Source organism: Pseudomonas sp. BF-RE-21 (assembly GCF_019947305.1).
Lineage (GTDB): Bacteria > Pseudomonadota > Gammaproteobacteria > Pseudomonadales > Pseudomonadaceae > Aquipseudomonas > Aquipseudomonas migulae.
Genome location: NZ_JAGYGF010000006.1, coordinates 81,397 through 102,464, shown reverse-complemented (window position 1 = coordinate 102,464; position 21,068 = coordinate 81,397). Strand labels below are relative to the sequence as shown.

The 21,068-nt window shown below is 55.2% G+C and carries 17 protein-coding genes and 4 pseudogenes; 15 read left to right on the top strand and 6 right to left on the bottom strand.

The annotated features are described in order from the left end of the window. Positions 1–6 precede the first annotated feature (6 nt). The 5 genes and pseudogenes from KGB25_RS06850 to zapE all read left to right on the top strand — a co-directional run bounded on the left by KGB25_RS06850 (position 7) and on the right by zapE (position 6,045). Complete coding sequence (locus tag KGB25_RS06850) at positions 7–1,608, top strand: GMC family oxidoreductase (protein ID WP_223434661.1); 1,602 nt, start codon at positions 7–9, stop codon at positions 1,606–1,608. A 29-nt stretch (positions 1,609–1,637) separates the two neighbouring features. Further along, entirely contained in the window at positions 1,638–2,768 is a 1,131-nt protein-coding gene (locus KGB25_RS30445; protein WP_317850741.1) for a methyl-accepting chemotaxis protein, read from the top strand. Between the two features lie 390 nt (positions 2,769–3,158). Further along, positions 3,159–3,926: pseudogene (locus KGB25_RS30525) on the top strand (MCP four helix bundle domain-containing protein); the annotation flags it as partial. Continuing rightward, a complete protein-coding gene (locus tag KGB25_RS30520; protein WP_411740523.1) occupies positions 3,918–4,781 on the top strand; it encodes a methyl-accepting chemotaxis protein in 864 nt (287 codons plus the stop codon). The pseudogene KGB25_RS30525 and the gene KGB25_RS30520, both read left to right, overlap by 9 nt. A 241-nt stretch (positions 4,782–5,022) precedes the next feature. Next, complete coding sequence (gene zapE, locus KGB25_RS06835; RefSeq protein ID WP_223434705.1) at positions 5,023–6,045, top strand: cell division protein ZapE; 1,023 nt, start codon at positions 5,023–5,025, stop codon at positions 6,043–6,045. A 462-nt stretch (positions 6,046–6,507) separates the two neighbouring features. Here the strand turns inward: zapE and KGB25_RS06830 are convergent, their stop codons facing one another. Then, positions 6,508–7,434 carry an NADP-dependent oxidoreductase gene (locus tag KGB25_RS06830; protein ID WP_223434659.1) on the bottom strand — a complete coding sequence of 309 codons (927 nt, stop codon included), beginning with the start codon at positions 7,432–7,434 and terminating at the stop codon, positions 6,508–6,510. 10 nt (positions 7,435–7,444) lie between these two features. Then, positions 7,445–7,918, bottom strand: coding sequence for a nuclear transport factor 2 family protein (locus KGB25_RS06825; RefSeq protein WP_223434658.1), 474 nt, complete (start codon positions 7,916–7,918; stop codon positions 7,445–7,447). Between the two features lie 96 nt (positions 7,919–8,014). Between KGB25_RS06825 and KGB25_RS06820 the strand changes: the two genes are divergently transcribed. Continuing rightward, entirely contained in the window at positions 8,015–8,455 is a 441-nt protein-coding gene (locus tag KGB25_RS06820; RefSeq protein WP_223434657.1) for an RrF2 family transcriptional regulator, read from the top strand. Between the two features lie 11 nt (positions 8,456–8,466). Here the strand turns inward: KGB25_RS06820 and KGB25_RS06815 are convergent, their stop codons facing one another. Continuing rightward, a complete protein-coding gene (locus tag KGB25_RS06815) occupies positions 8,467–9,405 on the bottom strand; it encodes a LysR family transcriptional regulator (RefSeq protein ID WP_223434656.1) in 939 nt (312 codons plus the stop codon). Between the two features lie 100 nt (positions 9,406–9,505). Here KGB25_RS06815 and KGB25_RS06810 point away from each other — a divergent pair, with 100 nt between their 5' ends. From KGB25_RS06810 to KGB25_RS06800, 3 genes are all read left to right on the top strand, one after another. Continuing rightward, complete coding sequence (locus KGB25_RS06810) at positions 9,506–10,930, top strand: aldehyde dehydrogenase family protein (RefSeq protein ID WP_223434655.1); 1,425 nt, start codon at positions 9,506–9,508, stop codon at positions 10,928–10,930. Further along, positions 10,927–11,313, top strand: coding sequence for a carboxymuconolactone decarboxylase family protein (locus KGB25_RS06805; protein WP_223434654.1), 387 nt, complete (start codon positions 10,927–10,929; stop codon positions 11,311–11,313). The genes KGB25_RS06810 and KGB25_RS06805 overlap by 4 nt, the downstream gene beginning before the upstream one ends. Positions 11,314–11,451: 138 nt before the next feature. Further along, positions 11,452–12,522 carry an aldo/keto reductase gene (locus KGB25_RS06800; protein WP_223434653.1) on the top strand — a complete coding sequence of 357 codons (1,071 nt, stop codon included), beginning with the start codon at positions 11,452–11,454 and terminating at the stop codon, positions 12,520–12,522. 160 nt (positions 12,523–12,682) lie between these two features. On the opposite strand, the pseudogene KGB25_RS06795 reads toward KGB25_RS06800, so the two are convergent. Further along, a pseudogene (locus tag KGB25_RS06795) lies at positions 12,683–13,336 on the bottom strand (type VI secretion protein); the annotation flags it as partial. 270 nt (positions 13,337–13,606) lie between these two features. Here KGB25_RS06795 and KGB25_RS06790 point away from each other — a divergent pair. Together KGB25_RS06790 and KGB25_RS06785 are read left to right on the top strand one after the other, a co-directional pair. Then, complete coding sequence (locus tag KGB25_RS06790; protein ID WP_223434652.1) at positions 13,607–13,894, top strand: hypothetical protein; 288 nt, start codon at positions 13,607–13,609, stop codon at positions 13,892–13,894. 814 nt (positions 13,895–14,708) lie between these two features. Beyond that, a complete protein-coding gene (locus KGB25_RS06785) occupies positions 14,709–16,952 on the top strand; it encodes a methyl-accepting chemotaxis protein (protein WP_411740522.1) in 2,244 nt (747 codons plus the stop codon). A 662-nt stretch (positions 16,953–17,614) separates the two neighbouring features. Here KGB25_RS06785 and KGB25_RS06780 read toward each other — a convergent pair. Next, positions 17,615–17,806: an MbcA/ParS/Xre antitoxin family protein gene (locus KGB25_RS06780; RefSeq protein WP_093216014.1), complete on the bottom strand. Its 192-nt coding sequence runs from the start codon at positions 17,804–17,806 to the stop codon at positions 17,615–17,617. Positions 17,807–18,074: 268 nt separating this feature from the next. Between KGB25_RS06780 and KGB25_RS30515 the strand changes: the two are divergent. The 4 genes and pseudogenes from KGB25_RS30515 to KGB25_RS06765 form a co-directional block, all read left to right on the top strand. After that, positions 18,075–18,140, top strand: a pseudogene (locus tag KGB25_RS30515) (hypothetical protein); the annotation flags it as partial. 53 nt (positions 18,141–18,193) lie between these two features. Next, a pseudogene (locus KGB25_RS30510) lies at positions 18,194–18,397 on the top strand (ABC transporter permease); the annotation flags it as partial. Positions 18,398–18,758: 361 nt separating this feature from the next. Further along, on the top strand, positions 18,759–19,202 hold the full coding sequence (locus tag KGB25_RS06770) for a hypothetical protein (RefSeq protein ID WP_223434651.1): 444 nt from the start codon (positions 18,759–18,761) through the stop codon (positions 19,200–19,202). 86 nt (positions 19,203–19,288) lie between these two features. Then, positions 19,289–20,038: a hypothetical protein gene (locus KGB25_RS06765; RefSeq protein WP_223434650.1), complete on the top strand. Its 750-nt coding sequence runs from the start codon at positions 19,289–19,291 to the stop codon at positions 20,036–20,038. Positions 20,039–20,552: 514 nt separating this feature from the next. Here KGB25_RS06765 and KGB25_RS06760 read toward each other — a convergent pair. Continuing rightward, a complete protein-coding gene (locus KGB25_RS06760; protein ID WP_223434649.1) occupies positions 20,553–20,936 on the bottom strand; it encodes a hypothetical protein in 384 nt (127 codons plus the stop codon). Positions 20,937–21,068: the final 132 nt, after the last annotated feature.

Below are 21,068 nucleotides of genomic sequence, written 5' to 3'. Positions count from 1 at the left end.
TATCACATGAAATACGACTACATCATTGTCGGTGGGGGCAGCTCCGGCTGCGTCGCGGCAAACCGCCTTGTCGTGGACCACGGCAAGCGAGTGTTATTGCTCGAACAGGGAGCGGTGGACAAAAGCATGCTTCTGAAAATGCCAGCCGCGACGTTCAAGATGCTTTTCGAAGGAAGTCCCTACGTCAAGCAGTATGAATCCGAACCGCAGCTACGAATGAACGGGCGTGTGGTGCGTGTGCCGCAAGGTAATGTCATGGGCGGTGGCAGCTCCGTCAATGCCATGGCCTACACTCGCGGCTCGCGCCAGGATTACGAACGCTGGAACACGGCACTCGGACAACCGCAGTGGGGCTGGGACCTGTTGTTGCCCTATTTCAAGCGTCAGGAAGGCAACCAGCGTTTCGATAACGAAGCACACGGCGCCGAGGGGCCATTGAAAGTCTCGGATCCACGTTACCGAGTGGAAGCCGCCGATATTTTTGTGCGCACGATGCAGCGGGCGGGACTGCCGTTCAGGTCCGATTTCAATGCCGGGGATCTGTACGGCGTCGGTTACCTGCAGACATCTACCTGGCGCGGGGAGCGCAGCAGCGCATCGACGGCATTTGTTAAGCCGATCCTGGACAACCCGTTGCTGACGGTCATAACCGGCGCTCGCGTCAACAAGATCCTGTTCGACAATGATCGAGCCGTGGGTGTCGAGTATCAGCTCAAGCAATCAGTGCACCAGGCCCATGTCAGCGGCGAAGTGCTCTTGGCCGCCGGCGCTTTCGCCACACCAAAACTGCTTATGTTGTCGGGCATCGGTCCTGCCAAGCATCTGAGCCAGCATGGTATCGACGTGCGAGTTGATTTACCGGGGGTCGGGGAGAATCTGCAAGACCACAACACCGCATTGCTGTCGATGACCACCAACGGCGCCTATGGTTATTACGGTGAGGACAAAGGATGGCCGGCGATACGTAACGCGCTGCGTTATTTTGCGTTTCACGACGGCCCAATTTCCTCGAACGGCGCCGAAACGATGGCCTTCGTCAACTTGCAGGATCCGCTGTCGGACCCCGACTTGCAGATATACGGCGTCGGCGTGATGTGGCCCATGGAGAGTGAAGAAAATATAACCCATGGTTTCACCCTGATGGCCAACCTGGTCAAGCCGCTGTCCCGTGGCACCGTCCGTTTACGCTCGGCTCATCCTGGCGATGATCCGTTAATCAATCCTAACTGGCTAAGCGATCCCAGCGACTGTTCGCGCCTCCTGCAAGCGCTCAAATACATGCGTTCGATCGCTGCGACAGAACCACTGGCCAGCATTATCCGCAAAGAGATTCAGCCGGGCATCGAAGTGCAGACGGACGAAGCATTGTTGGAGTACCTAAAACGCACCACCGAGAGCAATTACCACCCCGTAGGCACCTGCAAAATGGGCGCAGATCATGACCCTATGAGCGTGCTTCACGGCGACCTGCGGGTGAGAGGTGTGTCGGGGTTACGAGTTATTGATGCCTCGATGATGCCTAACATCATCAGTGCCAACACCAATGCACCGGTGATGGCCGTGGCGGACCGGGCCATCACCCTGATGATGGCCAACGAGCAGTTCTGAACGTACATCGCTCTCGCAGGAAATCTCGAATGAGTATACGAACGAAGCGAGTTCTGGCTGCTGTGACACTGGCGCTGATGGCTGTCGCCGTATTCGGTGCATTAAGCACTGACGTGCGTTTTGCCCGGTGGGGTTTCACCGTACTGGCCATTGGATTGCTGGTGATGTCATGGGAGGTGAACCGGTATCTGACGAAGCTGTTAGCGGTTTGTGAACACGCCGTCGCCGTGGCCCAGACGATGGGCGACGGTGATTTCAGGCCGGAGCCCGTTGCTGCAAACCACGGCGCCGAGTGGCGCCTTGTCAGTTTGCTGCAGGATGTCCAAGTGAATTGGCGAGCGAGGTGCATGCAACGCTGTGAACAGGATCAAACATTGCAGGTATCGGCCCGTTCATTGAATGACCAGGTCCTGTCGATCGCTGATAGCACCGGCGCCCAGGCGACTGGCGCTGTGACAATGGCACAGGCACTGGACTCCTTGGGTACCGCTATCAGTCTTGTTGCCGGGCAGGCTAACAACGCGAAGAGCCTTTCGAATCAGTCGGAGCAACTGGCCTATAACGGAAGCGAGGTGATCGCCAATGTCATCGCAGGGGTCGAAGGCATTGTCCAGGCAGTCAATCAGTCTTCAAACCGAATTGTCGCCCTTGGACATTCTTCCGAGGAAGTGCATTCGATTATTCAAGTAATCAGAGGTATCGCCGAACAGACAAACCTGTTGGCATTGAATGCTGCCATTGAAGCAGCGCGTGCAGGTAGCGCCGGTCGCGGGTTTGCCGTCGTCGCCGACGAGGTTCGTAATTTAGCGGCCAGGACTGCGCAATCCACCCAGGAAGTGACTGACATGATCGACCGCATCAGAACCCATACAACGCAGGTCGTTGACAGTATGCAGGCAGCCGTAACGCGAGCGAATGAGGGGGTCGCACTGGCAAAGGAAGCGGGACTCGCCATGGACCATATCCGCGAAGGTGCTCACCGTTCAGCCATCCTCGTCGAAGAGATTTCTCAGGAGCTGGGTAACCAGACCCAAGCGGCGGGTGAAATAGCGTCGCGGGTAGAGATGATGGCGCGAAAGTCTCGCAGCAACAATCTGTCCATCCAAAGTCTGGCGCAAGCATCACAGCAACTCGAAGTGGATATTTCTTCAGTGAATTGAAAACCGCCAAAGAGCGGGTTGCACTTGGTTTATAGAACGGTTGGGGGAATCGCATGTTGATCGGGCAAGGTTTCGCGCAGCTTTTGGGATATTCATGAAGCTATTGGCTCTTCTATTACTTTGTCTTCAAGTAATAGACCCTCCACACGGCGCGCGCCCCCCGGAAATCGTGATGGACCTCAGGCGCCGCCTGCTTCATTCCGCGTTGAAACATAGTCGTTGTTTTCCAGAACTGCATTAATTCGATGGATAAAAGGCGGTACGAACTAACTAATAATGTTAACGACCCTCTGGGTTTGCTTCGTCTAGTCGATTGTTTTTTGGCTGAGGACTCTATCACGGCACTGGTATTGAAGTTATGTGGAGGAGTTCTACCTATAGGGGAATGTGATGTTGCTTAGAAATATGAAAGTTTCAATTCGTGCCGCGCTGTGTTTTGCCGTTATTACCTCGCTGTTGATTGTCCTGGGTGTGGTTTCGTTATGGAACTTGCACGCCATCCGTACCATCGCCATCGATGTTGAAGAACATTCGATGGCCAGCGTCATCGCCGCCGACCGGATCGACGCCACGGTGCTGAAACTGATGCTTGAAAGCCGACGGCTTGCTGGCCAGCCCAACGCGCAGAGTAAGAACACCGTCATCCAGAACATCCGGGATTTGCGTGCGACACTGCTCACGCAAACACAGGAGTACGGCGCGTTTGTCACTGACGACCATGGCCAGCAACTGTACAAGGTGGTCAGCGATGGCATTCAGCGCCTGAGTCGCCTGGCGGACATCTGCATCGACTACAGCCAGCAAGACCGTAACGCCGAGAGCCTGGCTCTGCTGGACGAGCACGTGGCGCTTTCCAGGCAAATGCAGCAGGCTCTTGATCAATTGATACAACTGGACCTCGATGAGGTGAGCCGCTCTGGCATCGATTCCGCGCAAACGTATGACAACGGCTTTAAGTTCATCATCGCAATGATACTTGTCGCCGTGCTGGTCACTTTAGCCTTGGCTTATTTTTTTACGCGCAGTATTGTCCTACCGCTGAAATATGCGTCGTCGATCAACGACACGATCGCTCGTGGCAACTTGCGTAGCGATATTGCGATCGGAGGTAAGGACGAGATTTCAATGTTGCTCAAATCGGCAAAGGCAATGCAGGACAGCTTGCGCGATACGATCCGCCTGATCGGTGACTCTTCGACCCAGTTGGCATCGGCTGCCGAAGAAATGAGTGCGGTGACCGGCGAGTCCAGCCGCGGCCTGCTTCGACAGAACCAGGAAATAGAACAGGCCGCCACCGCGATGAACCAGATGGCGGTCGCGGTGGTAGGCGTGGCCCGTAATGCGGCTTCAGCCTCTGTGGCAGCACGCTCGTCGGGGGCATCGAGCCACACCGGTTCGGATCAGGTGAAGCACACCATTGCCGCCATTGAAAAACTGAGCACCACCGTCCAGAGCACCAGCAACGATGTGCAGCATCTTGCCACGCAATCTCAGGATATCAGCCAGATGCTCGAGGTCATCCGCACCATTGCGGAACAGACCAACCTGCTGGCGCTGAACGCTGCAATTGAAGCGGCGCGGGCCGGAGAGCAGGGCCGCGGATTTGCGGTGGTGGCGGATGAAGTCCGGGCCCTGGCGGGCCGCACCCAGCAATCGACCGGCGAAATCGCGAAGATCATCGAGCGTATCCGCTTGGGTACCGAGCAGGTTACTCATGCGATGCAAGATAGCTGTCTGGAAGCTCAGGGAACCCTGTTGATCGCCCATGAGGCGGGAGCGGCTCTGACGGAAATTTCCAATGCTATCTACCAGATCAATGAGATGAACATGCACATTGCCGCGAGCTCTGAAGAGCAGGCCGAAGTGGCGCATGCAGTGGATCGTAATCTGACGAGTATTCGCGATTTGTCCGTGCACAGCGCCACGGGAGCGCAGCAGACCTCCGTGGCCAGTACCGAGCTTTCCCGGCTGGCGGCCGACATGCACGGGCTCGTAGAGCGCTTTTCGATCTGAGCGTCAAACATCAATTTACGAGTAAATGATTCGGGTTGTTCTATTACTACAGCCCTCGCAGACAACTCTCTTTGAGAGTCCGTACTCAAGCGGCTCTCTAAGCTAGCCAGCATGCCGCTTTGAATTACTTTCATGGAGAGTGGAGTTCGTATTCGTTGATTTGTGAAACTCTACAACGCAGCGTCAAAGAGGAGGCGAACTTATCGTGTCGCAAGTCGAACAGGACATAGAGACGCGGCTCATGGCTCGCGGTTATTGCGCTGACCCGTCTCAGCGGGCCGCCATCAAACTTCTCGACAAGTGGCTGGGAAATTGGCTACGTGAAAGGCGGGTTTGGTTACCGGCTCCGAAAGATGGAGTATATCTGTGGGGTGGTGTCGGGCGCGGTAAGAGTTTCGTAATGGATGCCTTCTTCGCTGCTGCTCCGCTCGAGGCTAAGCGACGCGTGCACTTTCACGCCTTTTTGCAAGGCGTTCTGGAGCGTCTTAAACAGATCACTGGTCAGCGCGATCCGTTGGTTCTTATCGCCAGCGAGATCGCAGCGGACACTAAACTGTTATGTTTTGATGAGTTTCACGTGCATGACATTGGTGACGCGATGTTACTTGGTCGTCTTCTGGCGCAACTGATAGATCAGGGGGTCGGAATGGTTGCCACTTCCAACTATGCTCCCCAAGCGCTGTGTCCGAACCCTCTTTACCGGGATCGCTTCAAGCCGACCATCGAGATGATCGACCGCCGCTTTAACATCTATCATCTGGACGGTGGCAAAGATTACCGGCTGAACGCCGAGGGCGGCAACGTTTGGGGAGGGGTGGCGCAGGTCGCGGCTGATACCCAGGCGGACTGGGTTGAGCGACGACTGAAATTCGACTGGTCGGCTGAGCGCAACGTGCTGGTGGAGGTAAATCATCGCCCCATGAAACTGCGGGCGCGGCAGCAAGCAACCGCTTGGTTGGATTTTGAGGACTTGTGCCGCGTGCCCCATTCCAGCGCCGACTTTCTCTGGCTGAGCCGCACCTTCAAACGATTGGCCATCACCGCCGTACCGACCCTTGATGATGAGGGCATCGACGTTCAGCAGCGCTTTCTCAATTTAATCGACATTCTCTACGACAGCGGTATTGAGTTATTTCTGATCACCGAGGAAGGTCCGCAGGCATTGTTGACTGCCACCGCGCTTTTGGATTACTCGCGGACATGCAGTCGGCTGCAGCAATTACAGATACTCGAACCAGAAAGCATGGACCGGGTAAATCTTTGATACTGTCGATTACGCACCCCGAGCGATGGATCGCCGTAAGCCGCAAAACAGCCATAGTGATGGGAGATGAATTTGAAGGCAAGATGCAAAAGATGGTACATGAGGCCTATATGCTGAGCTCTCTAGTTGCAGAGCATGAAGCTACTAAGACTGCCAGAAAAAATTCAGGTTTGTGGAGGTGGTGTCGGTCAGGTCGATGTAAGTGGGTATTCTCACTTCGCTCGCTCGCCTGGCTATGAACCGCATTCGGTTACCGCGATCACCCGATCGGTTAGTTTAGATTGAATCTTCAAACATTAGGATATGGCAGTCGTATCGCGGACTGGCTTTAACACCATCACTCCATCCAAAATCTTAATGTTTGACTTATCACCAGCCCCATATTCGGCAATTCCCGCCGGCGTGATCGTCGCTCTCGATGTGGACTCTCCCACGAGCAAGGTCCGGTAACGCCCGATCCCACTAGGCGGCATCAGGAACGAGGACGATCTTTCCTGGTCCGTAGGTCCTTGCCTTCAGCGCGTCTTGAGCGATTGCAGCATCAGCCAAGGCAAACGATGTCGCAATCGTCACCCGGAGGGACCCGGCTTCAACAAGATCAACAAGCCGAGCGAGAATCCCGGTGTCTGGTCGGGCGAACACAGTTGTTACCCCGGGGCCGCCATCCGCTATTGAGCAGATTCTCGCGCCCGGAGCCGCTGCAACCATGGCCTTCGCCAACGCGCCGTGGCCGGCGCAATCCACGATGGCCGTCACCCCTGCGGGAGCGTGCTTTCTGACCTGTTCAGCAACGTAGTCGCCGGACATGACGGGTTCCGCGCCGATCGACTTCACATAGGTTTGGTGTGGGGCAGAGGCGCTTCCAATGACGGTAGCGCCTGACGCCAACGCCAATTGGGTCGCCAGCGAGCCGACGCCTCCTGAGGCACCGAGCACGAGAACGATGTCCACATCGGACACGCGCAGTGTATCAATCACCGCGCGATAGGCCGTCAGGCCGGCAAGTGGCAGTCCGGCCGCTTCGCTCCATGAAGCGTTCTTTGGCTTTCGCCATAAGCGTTCCACCGGCACGCTCACAAGCTCAGCATAGGTGCCGCTATGCAGGATTTCCTGATGCATATAGGCGATGACTTCATCGCCTGGCCGGAATTCGACCACGCCGGCTCCTACGCGCTCGACGACGCCGGCGACATCCCATCCGGGTACGACCGGAAACCAAGTCTCCATTAGGCTCTCGCCCAAACCGGCCTGCAGCGCGATGTCGGCCGGGTTGATGGCCGCGGCCTTCACCCGGACCATCACGGCGTTCTGCGACAGCTTCGGCTCCGGCAGTTCACCGTACTCGAGGACCCCGGATCCGCCGAAGCGGTTATAAAAAACACCTTTCATATTGTTTCGCCTAAAAGGCCATCGGGAGATCGAGATAGATGCGGTGGTGCGCGATCATCCAATGCCCATCGACTCTCTTCAGGATTGGCCGGTAGTAGCCCGTCTCGATCGGGACGATGGTTCCTTGCGCGCCAGAAGCCCCTTCCGGCCAACCGCCTTCAGGCTTTTCTGCACCGACGACGTTGAACACCACAAACTGGGCGTCGAGCGTCCCGGCATCGCCATTGACTTCGATGATCGGGTCATGGGTGGTGTGATGGCTCCACCCTCGCGGCGGATGCGGCTTCATCATCGTGGTAACGGCTGCGCCAATAGCTTCCGGCCCGACCAACTGGCCAAGAAGTTCGGGGGTGCCTGCATTGTTGTAGAACATCTCGACCTTGCCTTCGGGCAGGAAGATGTTGCTCATTGCCGCTCCGTCTCGGTTGTCGGCGGCCCGGACGTATCGCGCCAGCACCTCCTGAATTGCACGTTCATCGGACATGGAAGCTCTCCTTGAGAAAATGTGAGCCTATGTTAGATATATTTATCTTTATATGCAACAATAAAAGATACATATCGAATGTACTAGGAGAAGACTGTGATCGATGTCCGTTTCCCGACCACGCTGCAGATGATGCTCAGCCTGGCTCTGGCTCAGACCGAAGGCATTGAACTATTGAGTTCCGCTCAGTTGGCCGAGGGGGTCGACTCCAATCCAACCTTTGTCAGGCGATTGTTGGTGCCCCTGATCCAGGCGGGTCTTGTTCGTTCGACCATGGGGCGAGGTGGGGGAGTGAGCCTAAGCGTCGACGCTGCCGCGATCACACTCGGCGAAATCTATAAGGCCTCTCTGGGGGACAAGAGGGCATGGACCGGACGTAGCGATATCCCTCATCGATGCCTCGTTACTTGCAATGTCGAACAATTCTTTGGGAACTTGGCCGGCGAGGTAGATGAGTCGGTGGTGCGCCTGTTGGATAGGCGGACGCTGGCCGATGCCCTCTTGGAACTTCGCACCCTCGATACGGAGCGCGTTTAGAAAGAGAGTCGCTACCGGCCATGCTGAGATACGGAAACGATATGGTCAGATAGGCTCTTGCGGCGCCCTTCTTCAATGAACGAGATCAGGGCACGCAGCCCAGCGGGTTGATATCGGCGGCTTGGATAATAGAGGCAAAGCCCAGGTGACGAGGGGGTGAAGCTGTCCAGAACACGGCGAAGCTTCCCTTCGCGAACGCTCTCGCCGACCCACCATTCGGCCATGTAGGCCAAGCCCACCCCTGCCAGTACGGCCTCCAGCATCAAGCCTGCATCGTCAAGCGTGAGTTGACCAGGTACATCAAGCGTGATGCCCCGACCATCTTGCTCAAACTCCCAGCGATACATGCTACCGCTGGGGTTTCTCGCGCGGATGCAAGTGTGGTGCAGGAGGTCCTGAGGCGTCTCAGGCGGAGCCTTGCCCTCGAAATAGGCTGGGGATCCCACCACGGCAAATCCCTGCATTGGCTCTAGATGAACAGCAATCATGTCTGCAGGCACCGTATCGCCCGGTCTAACACCCACATCGAAACCCTCAGCGACGATATCGATCGGGCGGTCCTCTGTCACCAGGTCCACCTGCATCTCGGGATAAAGACGGATGAACTCCAAGATGATTGGAGAAAGAATGCGACGGGCGGCTCCAACGGAACTATTGATCCGTAGTGACCCGACCGGCTCGGCTCGACGACTATTGACCGTCTCAACTGCCTGATTGATCGCGGCTAAAGCCGGTTCGATATCGGCAAGAAATTGCTCGCCCGCGCTGGTCAGGGAGACGCTGCGCGTCGTTCGGTTGAACAGCCGGACGCCTAGCCTCGCTTCGAGCCCTGCGATCGTCTGACTGAGAGCGGTTGGCGAAACGCCAAGATCGGCAGACGCGGCGCGAAAGCTTTTCCGCCTTGCCACCGCCATCGCCGCCTCAAGTTCCACGATTCCAATTTTGCGCATTATCCATATTCCTGCATCACTTCATGAAGAATAATACGGATTTTCATGATTATTGGTAAACGCTATATTTTGTGTTAGTGCAACGCAAGGGGATATAGAGATGCAAGAGTTCAGTCACGTCTACATCGACGGCCGCTTCGTCGTGCCGCACGGAATCGAGCTATTTGATCTGCACAACCCAGTGACGGGAGAAGCATTCGGCCGCGTTAGGCTGGGAGATGTGGATGATGCGAAAGCCGCTATTGCCGCAGCAAAACGCGCCTTTCCGGCGTGGTCGCGGAGTACGAAGGCGGATCGTATTTCCTTGCTGCATCGTCTTCACGACGCAATGGAAGCCAAGAAGGGCGCGCTGCTGGACGCGATCATTTTGGAATACGGCGCACCAATCTCCCGATCGACCTGGATGGCCGCTCACGCATCGAGCAGCTTCATGGAGGCGGCGCGCACTCTAGAAGGTTTCAACCTCACGCAACGGATAGGCACGGCGGATGTCATCATGGAACCCGTCGGCGTGGTCGGGCTGATCACGCCATGGAACAGCAACGCCGGCTTCATCTGCAACAAACTCGCCTACGCGCTGGCAGCTGGATGCACAGCGGTCATTAAGCCCAGCGAAATGAGTGCGGCTCAGACACAGGTCGTACTTGAAGCGCTGCATGAGGCAAGCGCGCCTGCCGGCCTGTTCAACATCGTCAATGGACGGGGCGATGTTGTGGGCGCAGAAATCACCGCAAACCCCGACATATCGAAAATCTCCTTCACCGGCTCCACTGCGGTTGGCAAGTCGATCCTCCGCAGCGCCGCCGACACGCTAAAGCGCGTGACCTTGGAACTCGGTGGCAAGTCGCCCACGGTCATCCTTGACGACGCCGACTTCGCCAAGGCGATTCCCATGGCGCTGGAGGCCGGCTTCGCAAACAGCGGTCAGGCCTGCATTGCCGGCACCCGTATTCTCCTACCGGCCTCGCGGCTTGATGAGGCGATAGCAGCGATACAGATCGCCCTCGAGAAAATAAGGGCAGGCAACCCGCGCGACGCCAGTACGACCATTGGGCCGATGGTGAGTCAGGCTCAGTATGAGCGGGTTCAGCGCTACATTCGGCTCGGCGTCGAGGCAGGCGCCACCATCGTTGCCGGTGGTGAAGGCCATCCCGATGGTCTCGGCGGCTACTTCGTGAAGCCGACCATCTTCGCCAACGTCACCAATGACATGACGATCTCCAGGGAGGAGATTTTCGGCCCGGTTTTGTGCCTGCTGACCTATGAAGATGAGGCAGAGGCTATTTCGATTGCCAACGACACGCCCTACGGGTTGCAAGCCTATGTCATCTCCTCCGACCCGGATCGGGCAGGGGCGGTGGCGAGCCAGATCGAGGCAGGGCGTGTCGTCATAAATGGCGCCCCGCACGATCCTGCGGTGCCATTTGGCGGGTTCAAGCAATCGGGCATTGGCCGAGAGTATGGCGTCTTCGGACTCCAGGCCTATCTTGAGCCGAAGGCCCTCCTTGGTGCGGTCTCGGGATGAAGGCGGAACATGCGGAAGGCACCCGCATCTACGCCGAATTGAGAGGGGCGGACAGAGCGGCGGAAATGCAGGATATAGCTCAGGGGATCGGCGCGGAGGCTGTCATCGCCGATCTGTCGCTGGAGTTCGTCTTCGGCAAGGTGTGGGGACGGGGTGGGCTGGATCGCAAGCAGCGCAGCCTTGTTACGATCGCCGTGCTGATCGCCCTGCGCCAGACCGCGGAGTTACAGAACCATCTTCGCGTCGGCCTGACGAATGGCCTGACCCAGACCGAGATCGAGGAGGCCATCGTGCAGACGGCTCCCTATGCGGGCTTTCCAGCCGCGTGGAGCGCCGCGAAGGCATTTTCCGCACTGGAAAAACTCGCTGACGATCAGCGGTAACCACCGTTCGAATGGTCCGCTCCCTCCCGCATGGGTATCGAACAGCCTGTGCCGGGTGGAGTCATGGTCATGCAGCGAGAGCCAGCGGTACACCTTTGCTCGCCGCGACCAAGTACCCCCCTTCAATGGAGATGACGGATGAGCAACAACGACAATAACTTGCCTGACGCAATCGAGGGGTCGGCGCGGGTCCGTCTGGGTCATTCCGAGCTGGCCGTACGCCCTATCGGTCTCGGATGCATGGGCATGTCGCAATTTTACGGTCCGGCGGACGATGCACAGTCGGTCGCGACGATCCGCGCCGCTCTCGATCTTGGCGTCGATTTTCTGGACGCATCAGACATATATGGAGCTGCGGATGTCAACCTGGGCGCCGAAATCCGCGGGTTCGGCCACAATGAGCAACTAATCGGCGAGGCCATCGCCGGCCGGCGCGACGAGGTGGTTCTCGCCACGAAATTCTCCGCTCGACTCAGTGAAGACGGCAAGGATGTCGTCATTGACGGCCGTCCCGACTACGTCACAAAGGCCTGCGAGGCCAGCTTACGGCGGCTGAGAGTCGAGACCATCGACCTGTATTACTGCTATCGGATTGATCCCAAGATTCCCGTCGAAGAAACTGTTGGGGCGATGGCCCGTCTGGTCGAGCAGGGCAAAGTGCGGGCGATAGGCCTGAGCGAGGCGTCGGTTGAACAACTGCGCCGCGCGCATGGGGTTCATCCGCTGACCGCGCTTCAGTCGGAATACTCGCTTTGGGAGCGTGGCGTTGAAGCGGAAATCCTGCCAACCTGCCGCGAGTTCGGCATCACATTCGTGCCATTCAGCCCGCTGGGGCGTTCGTCTCTGACGGGGGTGATTCAGGTCGGGGCAAGCTTCGCTGCAGCCGATTTCCGCGCCTCCAACCCTCGATTCGAACCGGAAAACCTCGCAACAAATCTCGTGCCCGTCGAAACTCTCAAGGCCATCGCCGCAAGCAAGGGATGCCGATCGGGGCAATTAGCCCTTGCCTGGCTTCTGCTGCAACCGTTCGACATCGTTCCGATCCCCGGAACGAAACGTGCCGTTTATGTTGAGGAAAACCTGGCCGCGACCAATGTCGCCCTTAGCCCGGACGAAATCACCTATATCAGCAGCCTCTTCGCGCCGGAACGGATAGTCGGGCAGCGCTACGCTCCTGTCCATGCCGTGCATGTCGGGAACAAGAAATAATCGCGCGCGTGATCCCGACAGAGCACAGGGATGAGTTTCCTTTTTGTCCGCGCCGTAGATCGTAACTCCAGCACAGCTATACCGCTTCTAGCCCAGATCCCCTGTCGATCCAGCAAAGTCGTACTCGTTGTTTGCACTAAGCCGTCCACGGCCTAGTGTGCAAGACACGATCCAGGCCCGTCCACCGCTCCTGATCGACTTCGCGCTGCATGGCGCGCTGGATCTCCAGCTCGGTACGCGGTCCTAGCCATTCGGTCGCCAACTCGACGCCCGGTGACGCATTCCCTCGGCGATGTAGTCGCGGGAGATGATGAGGTCTTTGCCGGTGTCGTTCGTGCCGCGCAGGACGACGTGCGTATGCGGGTTGTCCTTGTTCCAGTGATCCACCGCCACCCACTCCAGCCATGTGCCCACATCGGCCTCCATCCGCGCCATCAGGTGCCGGGTATAGGTGCGCAGGTCGTCGAGCTGCTCGGCATCCTCCGGCGAGACAATGAAACAGAACTGGTGCCGATCCTCGCGCCCGCGTTCCTCGAAGGCGGCAGTGTCCACCGCGTCGGTCGCCGGGCCGTAGGCGTGACCCGGCCCACACCCTGGCGATCGACGCCTTCGCGCTCGATGTAGCGTAGGTGCGCGGCGGTCGAGCGTGGCCCGGCTTTAGCCAAATTCAACAGCCCCGGCTTGATCTTCAAACGCCGAGCATTGGCCGTTGACCGACCTTGTCAGCAGCCTTGCCGAGCTTCACCCCGGCCTTGCTGGTCTGGCGCAGCACCTTGTTGATGAAGGCGTCGCCGCGCTGCTTTGGCGTGCCAGGCCCACCAGATGCTCACTCATTTCAAGGACGTTAAAAAAGACGGTGTGCCTGTCGTGAGCGGCATTAAGGAGAGCACGCTCCTCTATTGGGCTGAATTGAGTTAAAGAACCCACGTGATTCTTTATGCGGTCGATTTGAAAACAGAAAAAATATACGTGTCTCTTCCTGTTTTTTGGCAAGCCATATCGTTAATTAATGGCGATGGAAAAACTAAAAGTATTGAGTTTTTGCTGGAGCTTGCGAAGGGAAGGTGCAGTGATAAGAGATCGCATGCCAGAGATTTTTACGCTGGCTATGGCTGTAATTCCGTCGTTGCCAGATATTATGTGTTCTCACAAAGCCTCGTTGCGGTATCTGAAATTATTCTTAAATCTTTATGTGAATGTTTTTCATTCTGATGGGCATATGGAAGTACGTGACCAAGATGTATTGAAAACATTTTTAGATACGTGTCAGATTGTGTTGGGAACTCAAAAATTTGAAACGTCGGATTTGTCGAAAGCCGATGGAGAAAATTTATACTCGTTTGACTATTGGGTCCTTAAGGAGAGGGAGTGAGGGTTTGATAGCGGCGAGGTGCTAAACTATAATGCTCAAATTCCCCTAAAGGTTTTAATGTCGGCGCTCATAAAAAAATTGACAGATCTGCGGGTGAGAGTGTTTAAAAGTAAGTACAACTGGAAGTATAAGGGTCGTCCTTATTTATAGCTTGTCTATGAAACGTCTCTCCCCTCCGACACTAGTCATGACATGATCATGGAGTGGGGTTATAACGCTGACAGAATTCGCCATCAGGAATTGGACTTTTATTTGAAGTAATGGATGTAGCTGAACTTAAGAAGGCGGGTCTTGAGGTCTGAGTGGTGATCTGATGTTGATCATATAATCATCAGCGCTATTCTCACGTTGGTAAGATCTTAGTGCCGGAGGGGCGGGCGCGCCTGGACTCCATTGTCCGCTCGGTAGACGCGATCAAGTCGACTCAACTCGGCAGAGCGAATGCAAACAAGTAGTCAGGACGCAACGCAAATGGGTGGTCCAATAGAGTGCAATTTGGTTTCGCATCACGGCCCGTATCGATAACGAAGGGAGCACGCCAACGCTGTTTCCACCTCCTTGCGTGGACAGAATAGGCCCAGGCGGAAAACGATTAAACGACATCGCGGCAGCTTTTAGGGCGATAGCGGCATCCCGGCAATTCCAAGTTTACCGGACTCTCGAAACAGCTAGTCCCAAGCGAGCTGTCACCCAGTCCGAAATCAGCGCTTTTTCAGAGCATGTGGCGCTGGGCGCACTGAGTTGAAGCACGCGGTCTTACGGACTCAACCAAACAAAATGCTGTCGAGTGTAGAATCTCCTTCGATCAGTGCAAATGGTTAGGCTGCTTACGACTTGGCTTGGTATTTGCTGTCAATTCGCCATCCGAATGTCGCGGTTGGAGAGGCAAATGTCGCTTTCAAGTAAGGTCATGCAGTTATGTTCTAGCGAGAAGCACTGGTTACCCTGGTTCGGCAAGACTGGAAAAATTGCGATGGGTTGGTCATGCCGCCTCAACCAGTCGGCTTACCCGGTGATCGAACAAACCTTTGAAGCCATTGCGCAAACTCGTGCGCAGTTGCTACACAACTGGACGCGCGAGCAATGGGAACACCTCGCTGAACTGGCGGAAAATCTCGGCCGGGATTTTACTCATATCGACAATGGTTCGCTGATGGAAAAGCTCAGCCAGGCCGAAGATTTTTCCGAGTTGTTTGTCGTTGGCGTCGACGGCGTCGTCATCGCCTCCACCTGGAGCGGACGCGGTAGAAATCAGCTTGAGAAACCCCGTGCCTTAGCCGAAGGGTTGAAGGCGCCGTTTCTTCACGGTCCTTACCGCGATCCATTGACCTTGCAAATCGGTCCATCGACCTCACGCTTTCACGATGAAGTCACGTTGATGTTCTATCAACCTTTGAAGGTGGATGGAAAAGTCCTTGGTTGCCTCTGCGGACGCGTGCCAAACGATGTGTTGGGCGATCTTATCCAGCGCGAGGCCGGGCACATCTATTCCGAATCGGGCGATAACTATTTGTTCATGGCGCAATCACGCTTTGATCCGGCGATCGCACCGGGCACCGCATTGTCACGTTCACGTTTCGAGGACGGTACGTTTACCCACGGCGAGAATCTGAAAAATGGTGTGCACACGCCCTATAAGACTGTGCAGATTCAACGGCACACCGAGCTGGAACTGCGCTTCACTGACCCGGCGACCCAGGAGTTGCACCCAGGTGTGCGCGAAACCATCCGCATGGGTTCCAATCTGTTCGTGACCTATCCCGGTTATTCGGACTATCGGCACATTCCGGTGGTCGGCAAGGGGGTTACGTTCCAGCTGCCAGGATCACCTGATCGCTGGGGAATGATGTGTGAGGCCGATCTGGAGGAGGTTTACCGCCGACGCTCACTCAGCTATGGCTTGATGAAACCTTATCTCGCAACCATGACAGGGCTCTTTGCCTGCAATTACACGGTCCAGCATTACAGCGGCCTGGCACAGGGGATGATCGACGCCGTCGAGGTTCTGGGCATGGTCGGCGCCACGGTGCTGTTCAGCCTGTTGGGGCCTAAACGGCTTGCGACAAGGTTGAGCGAGATGACGGGGGTGATCAGGACCATCGCCGAGGGCGAGGGCAACCTTCGTCAACGTCTGGACACCACACGAATGGCCAACGATGAGACCGGTGACATGGGGCGCTGGATCAACAGCTTCATTGATAATCTGGACTCGGTTGTCGGGCAAGTGGTGAAGGCCAGTCGCACGGTCGGTGCGACCAACCAGATGATGCTGGGCCGCAGCCAGGAAGCTGGCGTGACTTCGGCTGAGGTAGCCGAAGCGGTGCATCACATGATGATTATCGTTGAGGACCAATTGGGCGAAATCCAGCAAGCCTCTGCTAGCGCCGAGCAAATGAAGCAGGCAATGGACGAAGTCGTCACCCGTGCCCGTGAGCAGTTTCTCGCTGTGCAGGCAGGCACCCAGTCGATTCGGGATGTGGTCGAGCGCTCTTCTTCCAGCGTGCAGTTGCTCGACAGCCGTATGACGCAGATCGGCAACATTACCGGCCTGATCAGCGACATCACCAACCAGACCAATCTGCTGGCACTCAATGCCGCCATCGAGGCCGCGCGCGCGGGTGAACATGGGCGAGGTTTTGCGGTGGTTGCCGATGAGGTGCGCAGTCTCGCCTCACGCACCTCTCGGGCTGCCGACGATATTCGGCAGATGGTCGAGGGCTTGCAGAACGAAACGCAAACCGCCGTCAGCTTCATGAAGGAAGGCGTCAAGGACGTCGATAACAGCCTGCGCCTGGCCGAAGATGCCTCCTCGGAAAACGTACAATTGCACCAAGCGGTGGAAAGTATGTTTGCGATTATTCAGCAGCTCAACAAACGCAGCCTCGATTACGGCAAGACGATCAAACAGGTCGACCAGTCTTCCGCAGAAATGCGTCAGACGGTGGTGGTGTTGCAAGGCAGTGCCGAGACCGTGAGGCTCAATGCCAATAAACTGCAAAAACTAGTGGGGCAGTTTGAGGTGAGCAGCAACAGTAATGGAAGGGTGGCGGCTGCTTGAGAAGGCAGATGAGGGCGGGCTAATTATGGAAGTAGCCCGCAACAAGTTCTTTTTTTGTAAATGATCTGAGACTTATACTCCGACGTCGAGCTGCAGCCTCCACTCCAACAATTCGTCACTTAATAGATTCGGTGGCAGGGCGCGAACGATACCGCGCAACAGATGGTGACGAAGACCATTGGACAATGCGACGGCACGAATAATTGGGATCGTTTTGCGGCCAGGCGTAGGGCGGCTAGGAGTGCCTGTATCGCATCAACCCCTACCCATTCGCGATGTAGATAAACGCGGATATCCACTGGACGGGATTTCACATAGCTGCCCAAGAAATCTACAACCAAGTGCGTCAGGCTTTCAACGCCCAATGTCGCAGCGGCAAGTTGCCAAATTTTACCTTCTTGGGGATCTGTGATCGCCAAACACCTCTCGCTTAGTTATGGATTAGGTGAGAGTGTTGATAGTCTCCATAGATTCGCTTAGATGCTCAAATCTTCGAGATGTGACGCGAGTGCTTTTTTGGGGTCAGGTGATGCATCACGTAAACGTGCGTTTACACGAGGGTCACCCGACGTTGGCTTAAATTCTTCGGCATGACGAGGGAGGGCTTCGCAATGGGGATTGATTGTCAAAACCCATCATGAGCGTAGAAGGAAGTGAGCGCATTAACACACATATCCTTGGCTGATTTTTTCAAGCTCCGCCTTTACGAGTTCGTATCCCCCTCTATTTTGAATGGCTTGCAGTGGTGTGTTATCGCCGAAGGCGACTTTCGGCTGATTTAACCAGGCGTTAGCCTTATTTTCGTTGCCGAAGACCCGCTCGGCTTGACGCTGAATTGACTCAACAGAATCCATTGTTTGCACTCGCAGGTTTGCTGGCGTGTGTGCCGTTTAGCCTACAGTTGTGGTAGGCGTCGGGCGTTGGAACAGTAGCTACGAAACGCTTTGATGCCTCGCTCAATGTTCATCGAGAGCAAAGAAACGAACACGAGCCAAGTCTGGTTGTTCAATCTACTGAAACTTCTGTGGTTGAAGCTGTTTTCCCCACAATCATACGCTACGAAAATAATAAAAAAGCAACCATTAGGGGAAAAGCTGAGCCGTCCCAGGGAAACCGCGATTCTCGCCGCTGTCATGGATGCCGGGGGTGGTAATGCTGATGGGCGTGGGTGACTAGCCGATCCAGTTCTAGCTGACCTTCGCTGCGATCTGCCGATCTTATTGAACACTGTGCTCGAGGCGCGCCTGTACATCGGGATTTAGTGGATCGTCCTGGTGCCGTGCGAAATGCTCAGGGGCAATGCGGGGTTGGGTGTTTCATTGTGAGTACCCGGGACCGGTTGACGTATTCGTTGTGATGGCGATGGTGTTGTTGATTGGCGTGCAGGAGGGGGGGCGCTGGATTCGTTTGCGCGCGGGCTGCATCGCTGGTGGGCGTTTGCCTGATCTTCAAAATATTGAGCGCGTTTTAGGCCTTGCCACTACGTAGGTACTCGCATGTTAACAAAAACCGGCTGGCGCCCGTTGCCTGCTGCCTGCCGATACTGATGGAAGTTTTGGTATTACTGGCTCTCTGGTCGGAAAGTGACAGCCGTATCCATCACTGCATCGTTCAGACAGCCACGCTTTGAAAATAGCAGAATAGGCGATTGAACGGCGTTTCGGTAATATGGGAGGACAATGGCATTGTAGTGGCGCGCGTCTGCTTGAGGTGTGTCGTCCATGACCATCTACATATCGTAACTGCAAAACAAAACGCCGCGCATTTGCGGTATGGGTTTTCTAAAGGACTGTGGGGTCGATTGTGGTGACGAAAGCTGAGTTTATTGAGTTTGTTTCGGAAAAAGTGGCAGTTCAGTGGGGCGAGGAGCAACGGCCATTGCTGCTCAGCAACATACCGACGCTATGGCGCGCTGAGAAACATGTCTCCTACAAGGAAATTGTAGGCGAGGTATCGTTGAAACGCTTTCTCGCCGAGGCAGCACGTGACGATGGCGTTGGCTTTAAAGTCGTCGCAAACCCAAGCGTACTCGCATTGGTGGGCCTTATTCCCAAGCATGAAACGTTTGAATTCAGTCGTGGAGCACCTGCTCCTAAAGCGGTTACTGCTCAGCGTCCGACCGATGTCGTTGATTCGAATGAAAAGGTGGTAAGGGATTTCCTTGCATTGGTAGCCAAGCTTCCATCGGAAGATATAAAGAAAGTAATCATCCCTGTGGAAATTCTGACTCAATTGATGTTCGAAAAATGAGCATCAGGGTCTACTACGTCTCTCGAAGACCCGAGCTTCGGGAGTTCATATCCTCGCACCCCGACGTTGTGAATGACTACGAGTACATGACCAAGAATGGCATCAAATGCGAAGTCATCGCCAAACGTGAGGATGAGCTTAGGGCGCTGGTGATGGGCGAGTTGCTTCATGATAGGGGGAGGCTTGAAGGATGCATTCTTTTACTAGAACAAGGTCTGGAGGCGGTGGTCAGCCGGCAGATGAAAATTGTGGCGTTCACTTGCGTTTTTGAGTTATCTCCAAGTCAGATCGCTAGCCCCCAGAATGTTGTAGCACGGGATGTGGTGAAGGCCGTTAAATTTTTCCGATCAGTAAAAAGCGCGGTACAAGCAGATCAGGGGGTATGGCGGCTGCCGGTTAACAACTTTCATTCTCAGCTTTTTGCTGATTTCGTGAATGGCATGATCCAAGGGTTTAATGTCAAAGATGCGAATGAGATGCTTAACTTCATCCAGGCTCAAATGCAGCTGATGCGCAAGCGGCTGGTACGACCTCGTCGTCAGACAAACTACCCGAATAAATATTGTGTCGACGATTCGAAGCGGTTCTTCGATCTAGGTCATGAGGTGCATTCTAAAGTCGATACAGCAAGTCCACACGTTGAGATGTGCACCGCTCTAAATAGCTTCAGATTTGGTGTCAAACTCAGCGAGGAGCATCACTACAACGTTTCAATGGGGGAGGGAGATGACACTTGGGTGGAAGGCGCATTTCTAGATTGCCACGGAGGTCATCATCAAGTTAGGCGAGGAGAGGGGAGAACACATTTAAATATGTTCTCCAATGACTTCTTCTAAAGTTTAGTTTTATATGGAGTATTAAATCCTTGCGGTTTAATACCCCATATAAATTTGTTCTTTCTAAATCACAAATCAGGCAGCTTCTCCGAATTGTTGCTCTCTCCACAACTTACGAAGTGGTTGGCACTCTCCAGATGGCCGTCCATGACAATCGTCTTCTCTACGGTGCAAGGTTACTGTGTTAGTAAGAGGTAGAGAAAACTAATGTATTTAGTCCCTTTATGATAAGGGGAATCGACCCCTATGTCAATATATGGGAAATGTTCGGGCCTCATGGCCATTGAGGTGCGTGGACAATCTGGGCTTTCACCCTGCTACACAATCATCCAGGCAAATCACGGGCATTGACTCCTATGGACACGCAATAGCGACGATTTGCTGAGAAACCGTTGGCGGTATCATGTCTCATCCTGCCAACCGTGCGGGGCGGCGAATCCTTCAGAGGAGGTGCGCACCTCAAGCAGTTTATCGGTCTTGCACCTGAGCAAACCTCGCTGAGATCATCAATGGGTCATGAGTGTTCCAAAAACAAAGTAATCGCCTGGGAAGCAGCCATGAGAACTCCCCCTGCAACCAATGCTGCACGGTAGGTCGGTTTTACACGCAGTGTTAGTCCTTTGCGCTTAGATTCCTGACGTAGCCGACGTAGATGCCAGCGCTGAGTGATCCGCGTAAGGGGGGCTAACGTTCCCAGCACCTTAAAAGATATTGCGATGACCCACAGCTTGAAGCCGAGACTTATCGGACCTTCGTGGTCTGTCGTGCCATAAAACACATCTGACGCAGTGAGACCGGCGACAATTGTCATTGCAGCTAGCAGTAGCCAAAGCAGTCCCATTGCCCGTTCAGATGCCAAAGCAGGGTATTCCCAAGGATTTAGCGTGTTTAGCGACATGTTTTCTCCAGAAGAGCTCGATTAATGGTGCCACCCGCTCATCTTGGACGTTAGCCATTATCCTGCAAGCCAAATCAAGGCCTGTTTTTTTGGACTCTTCCGGTCGTATAGAGGGAATGACGAAATTCCGAT

Coding starts and splice junctions, on each gene's coding strand:
- KGB25_RS06780 (WP_093216014.1), bottom strand. CDS start 17,806: ATGGATTCTGTTGAGTCAATTCAGCGTCAAGCCGAGCGGGTCTTCGGC.
- KGB25_RS30520 (WP_411740523.1), top strand. CDS start 3,918: ATGCAGGACAGCTTGCGCGATACGATCCGCCTGATCGGTGACTCTTCG.
- KGB25_RS06785 (WP_411740522.1), top strand. CDS start 14,709: ATGGTTAGGCTGCTTACGACTTGGCTTGGTATTTGCTGTCAATTCGCC.
- KGB25_RS06810 (WP_223434655.1), top strand. CDS start 9,506: ATGCAAGAGTTCAGTCACGTCTACATCGACGGCCGCTTCGTCGTGCCG.
- zapE (WP_223434705.1), top strand. CDS start 5,023: ATGGCTCGCGGTTATTGCGCTGACCCGTCTCAGCGGGCCGCCATCAAA.
- KGB25_RS06800 (WP_223434653.1), top strand. CDS start 11,452: ATGAGCAACAACGACAATAACTTGCCTGACGCAATCGAGGGGTCGGCG.
- KGB25_RS06825 (WP_223434658.1), bottom strand. CDS start 7,918: ATGTCCGATGAACGTGCAATTCAGGAGGTGCTGGCGCGATACGTCCGG.
- KGB25_RS06765 (WP_223434650.1), top strand. CDS start 19,289: ATGACCAAGAATGGCATCAAATGCGAAGTCATCGCCAAACGTGAGGAT.
- KGB25_RS06815 (WP_223434656.1), bottom strand. CDS start 9,405: ATGCGCAAAATTGGAATCGTGGAACTTGAGGCGGCGATGGCGGTGGCA.
- KGB25_RS06805 (WP_223434654.1), top strand. CDS start 10,927: ATGAAGGCGGAACATGCGGAAGGCACCCGCATCTACGCCGAATTGAGA.
- KGB25_RS06760 (WP_223434649.1), bottom strand. CDS start 20,936: ATGTCGCTAAACACGCTAAATCCTTGGGAATACCCTGCTTTGGCATCT.
- KGB25_RS06850 (WP_223434661.1), top strand. CDS start 7: ATGAAATACGACTACATCATTGTCGGTGGGGGCAGCTCCGGCTGCGTC.
- KGB25_RS06790 (WP_223434652.1), top strand. CDS start 13,607: ATGCCAGAGATTTTTACGCTGGCTATGGCTGTAATTCCGTCGTTGCCA.
- KGB25_RS30445 (WP_317850741.1), top strand. CDS start 1,638: ATGAGTATACGAACGAAGCGAGTTCTGGCTGCTGTGACACTGGCGCTG.
- KGB25_RS06830 (WP_223434659.1), bottom strand. CDS start 7,434: ATGAAAGGTGTTTTTTATAACCGCTTCGGCGGATCCGGGGTCCTCGAG.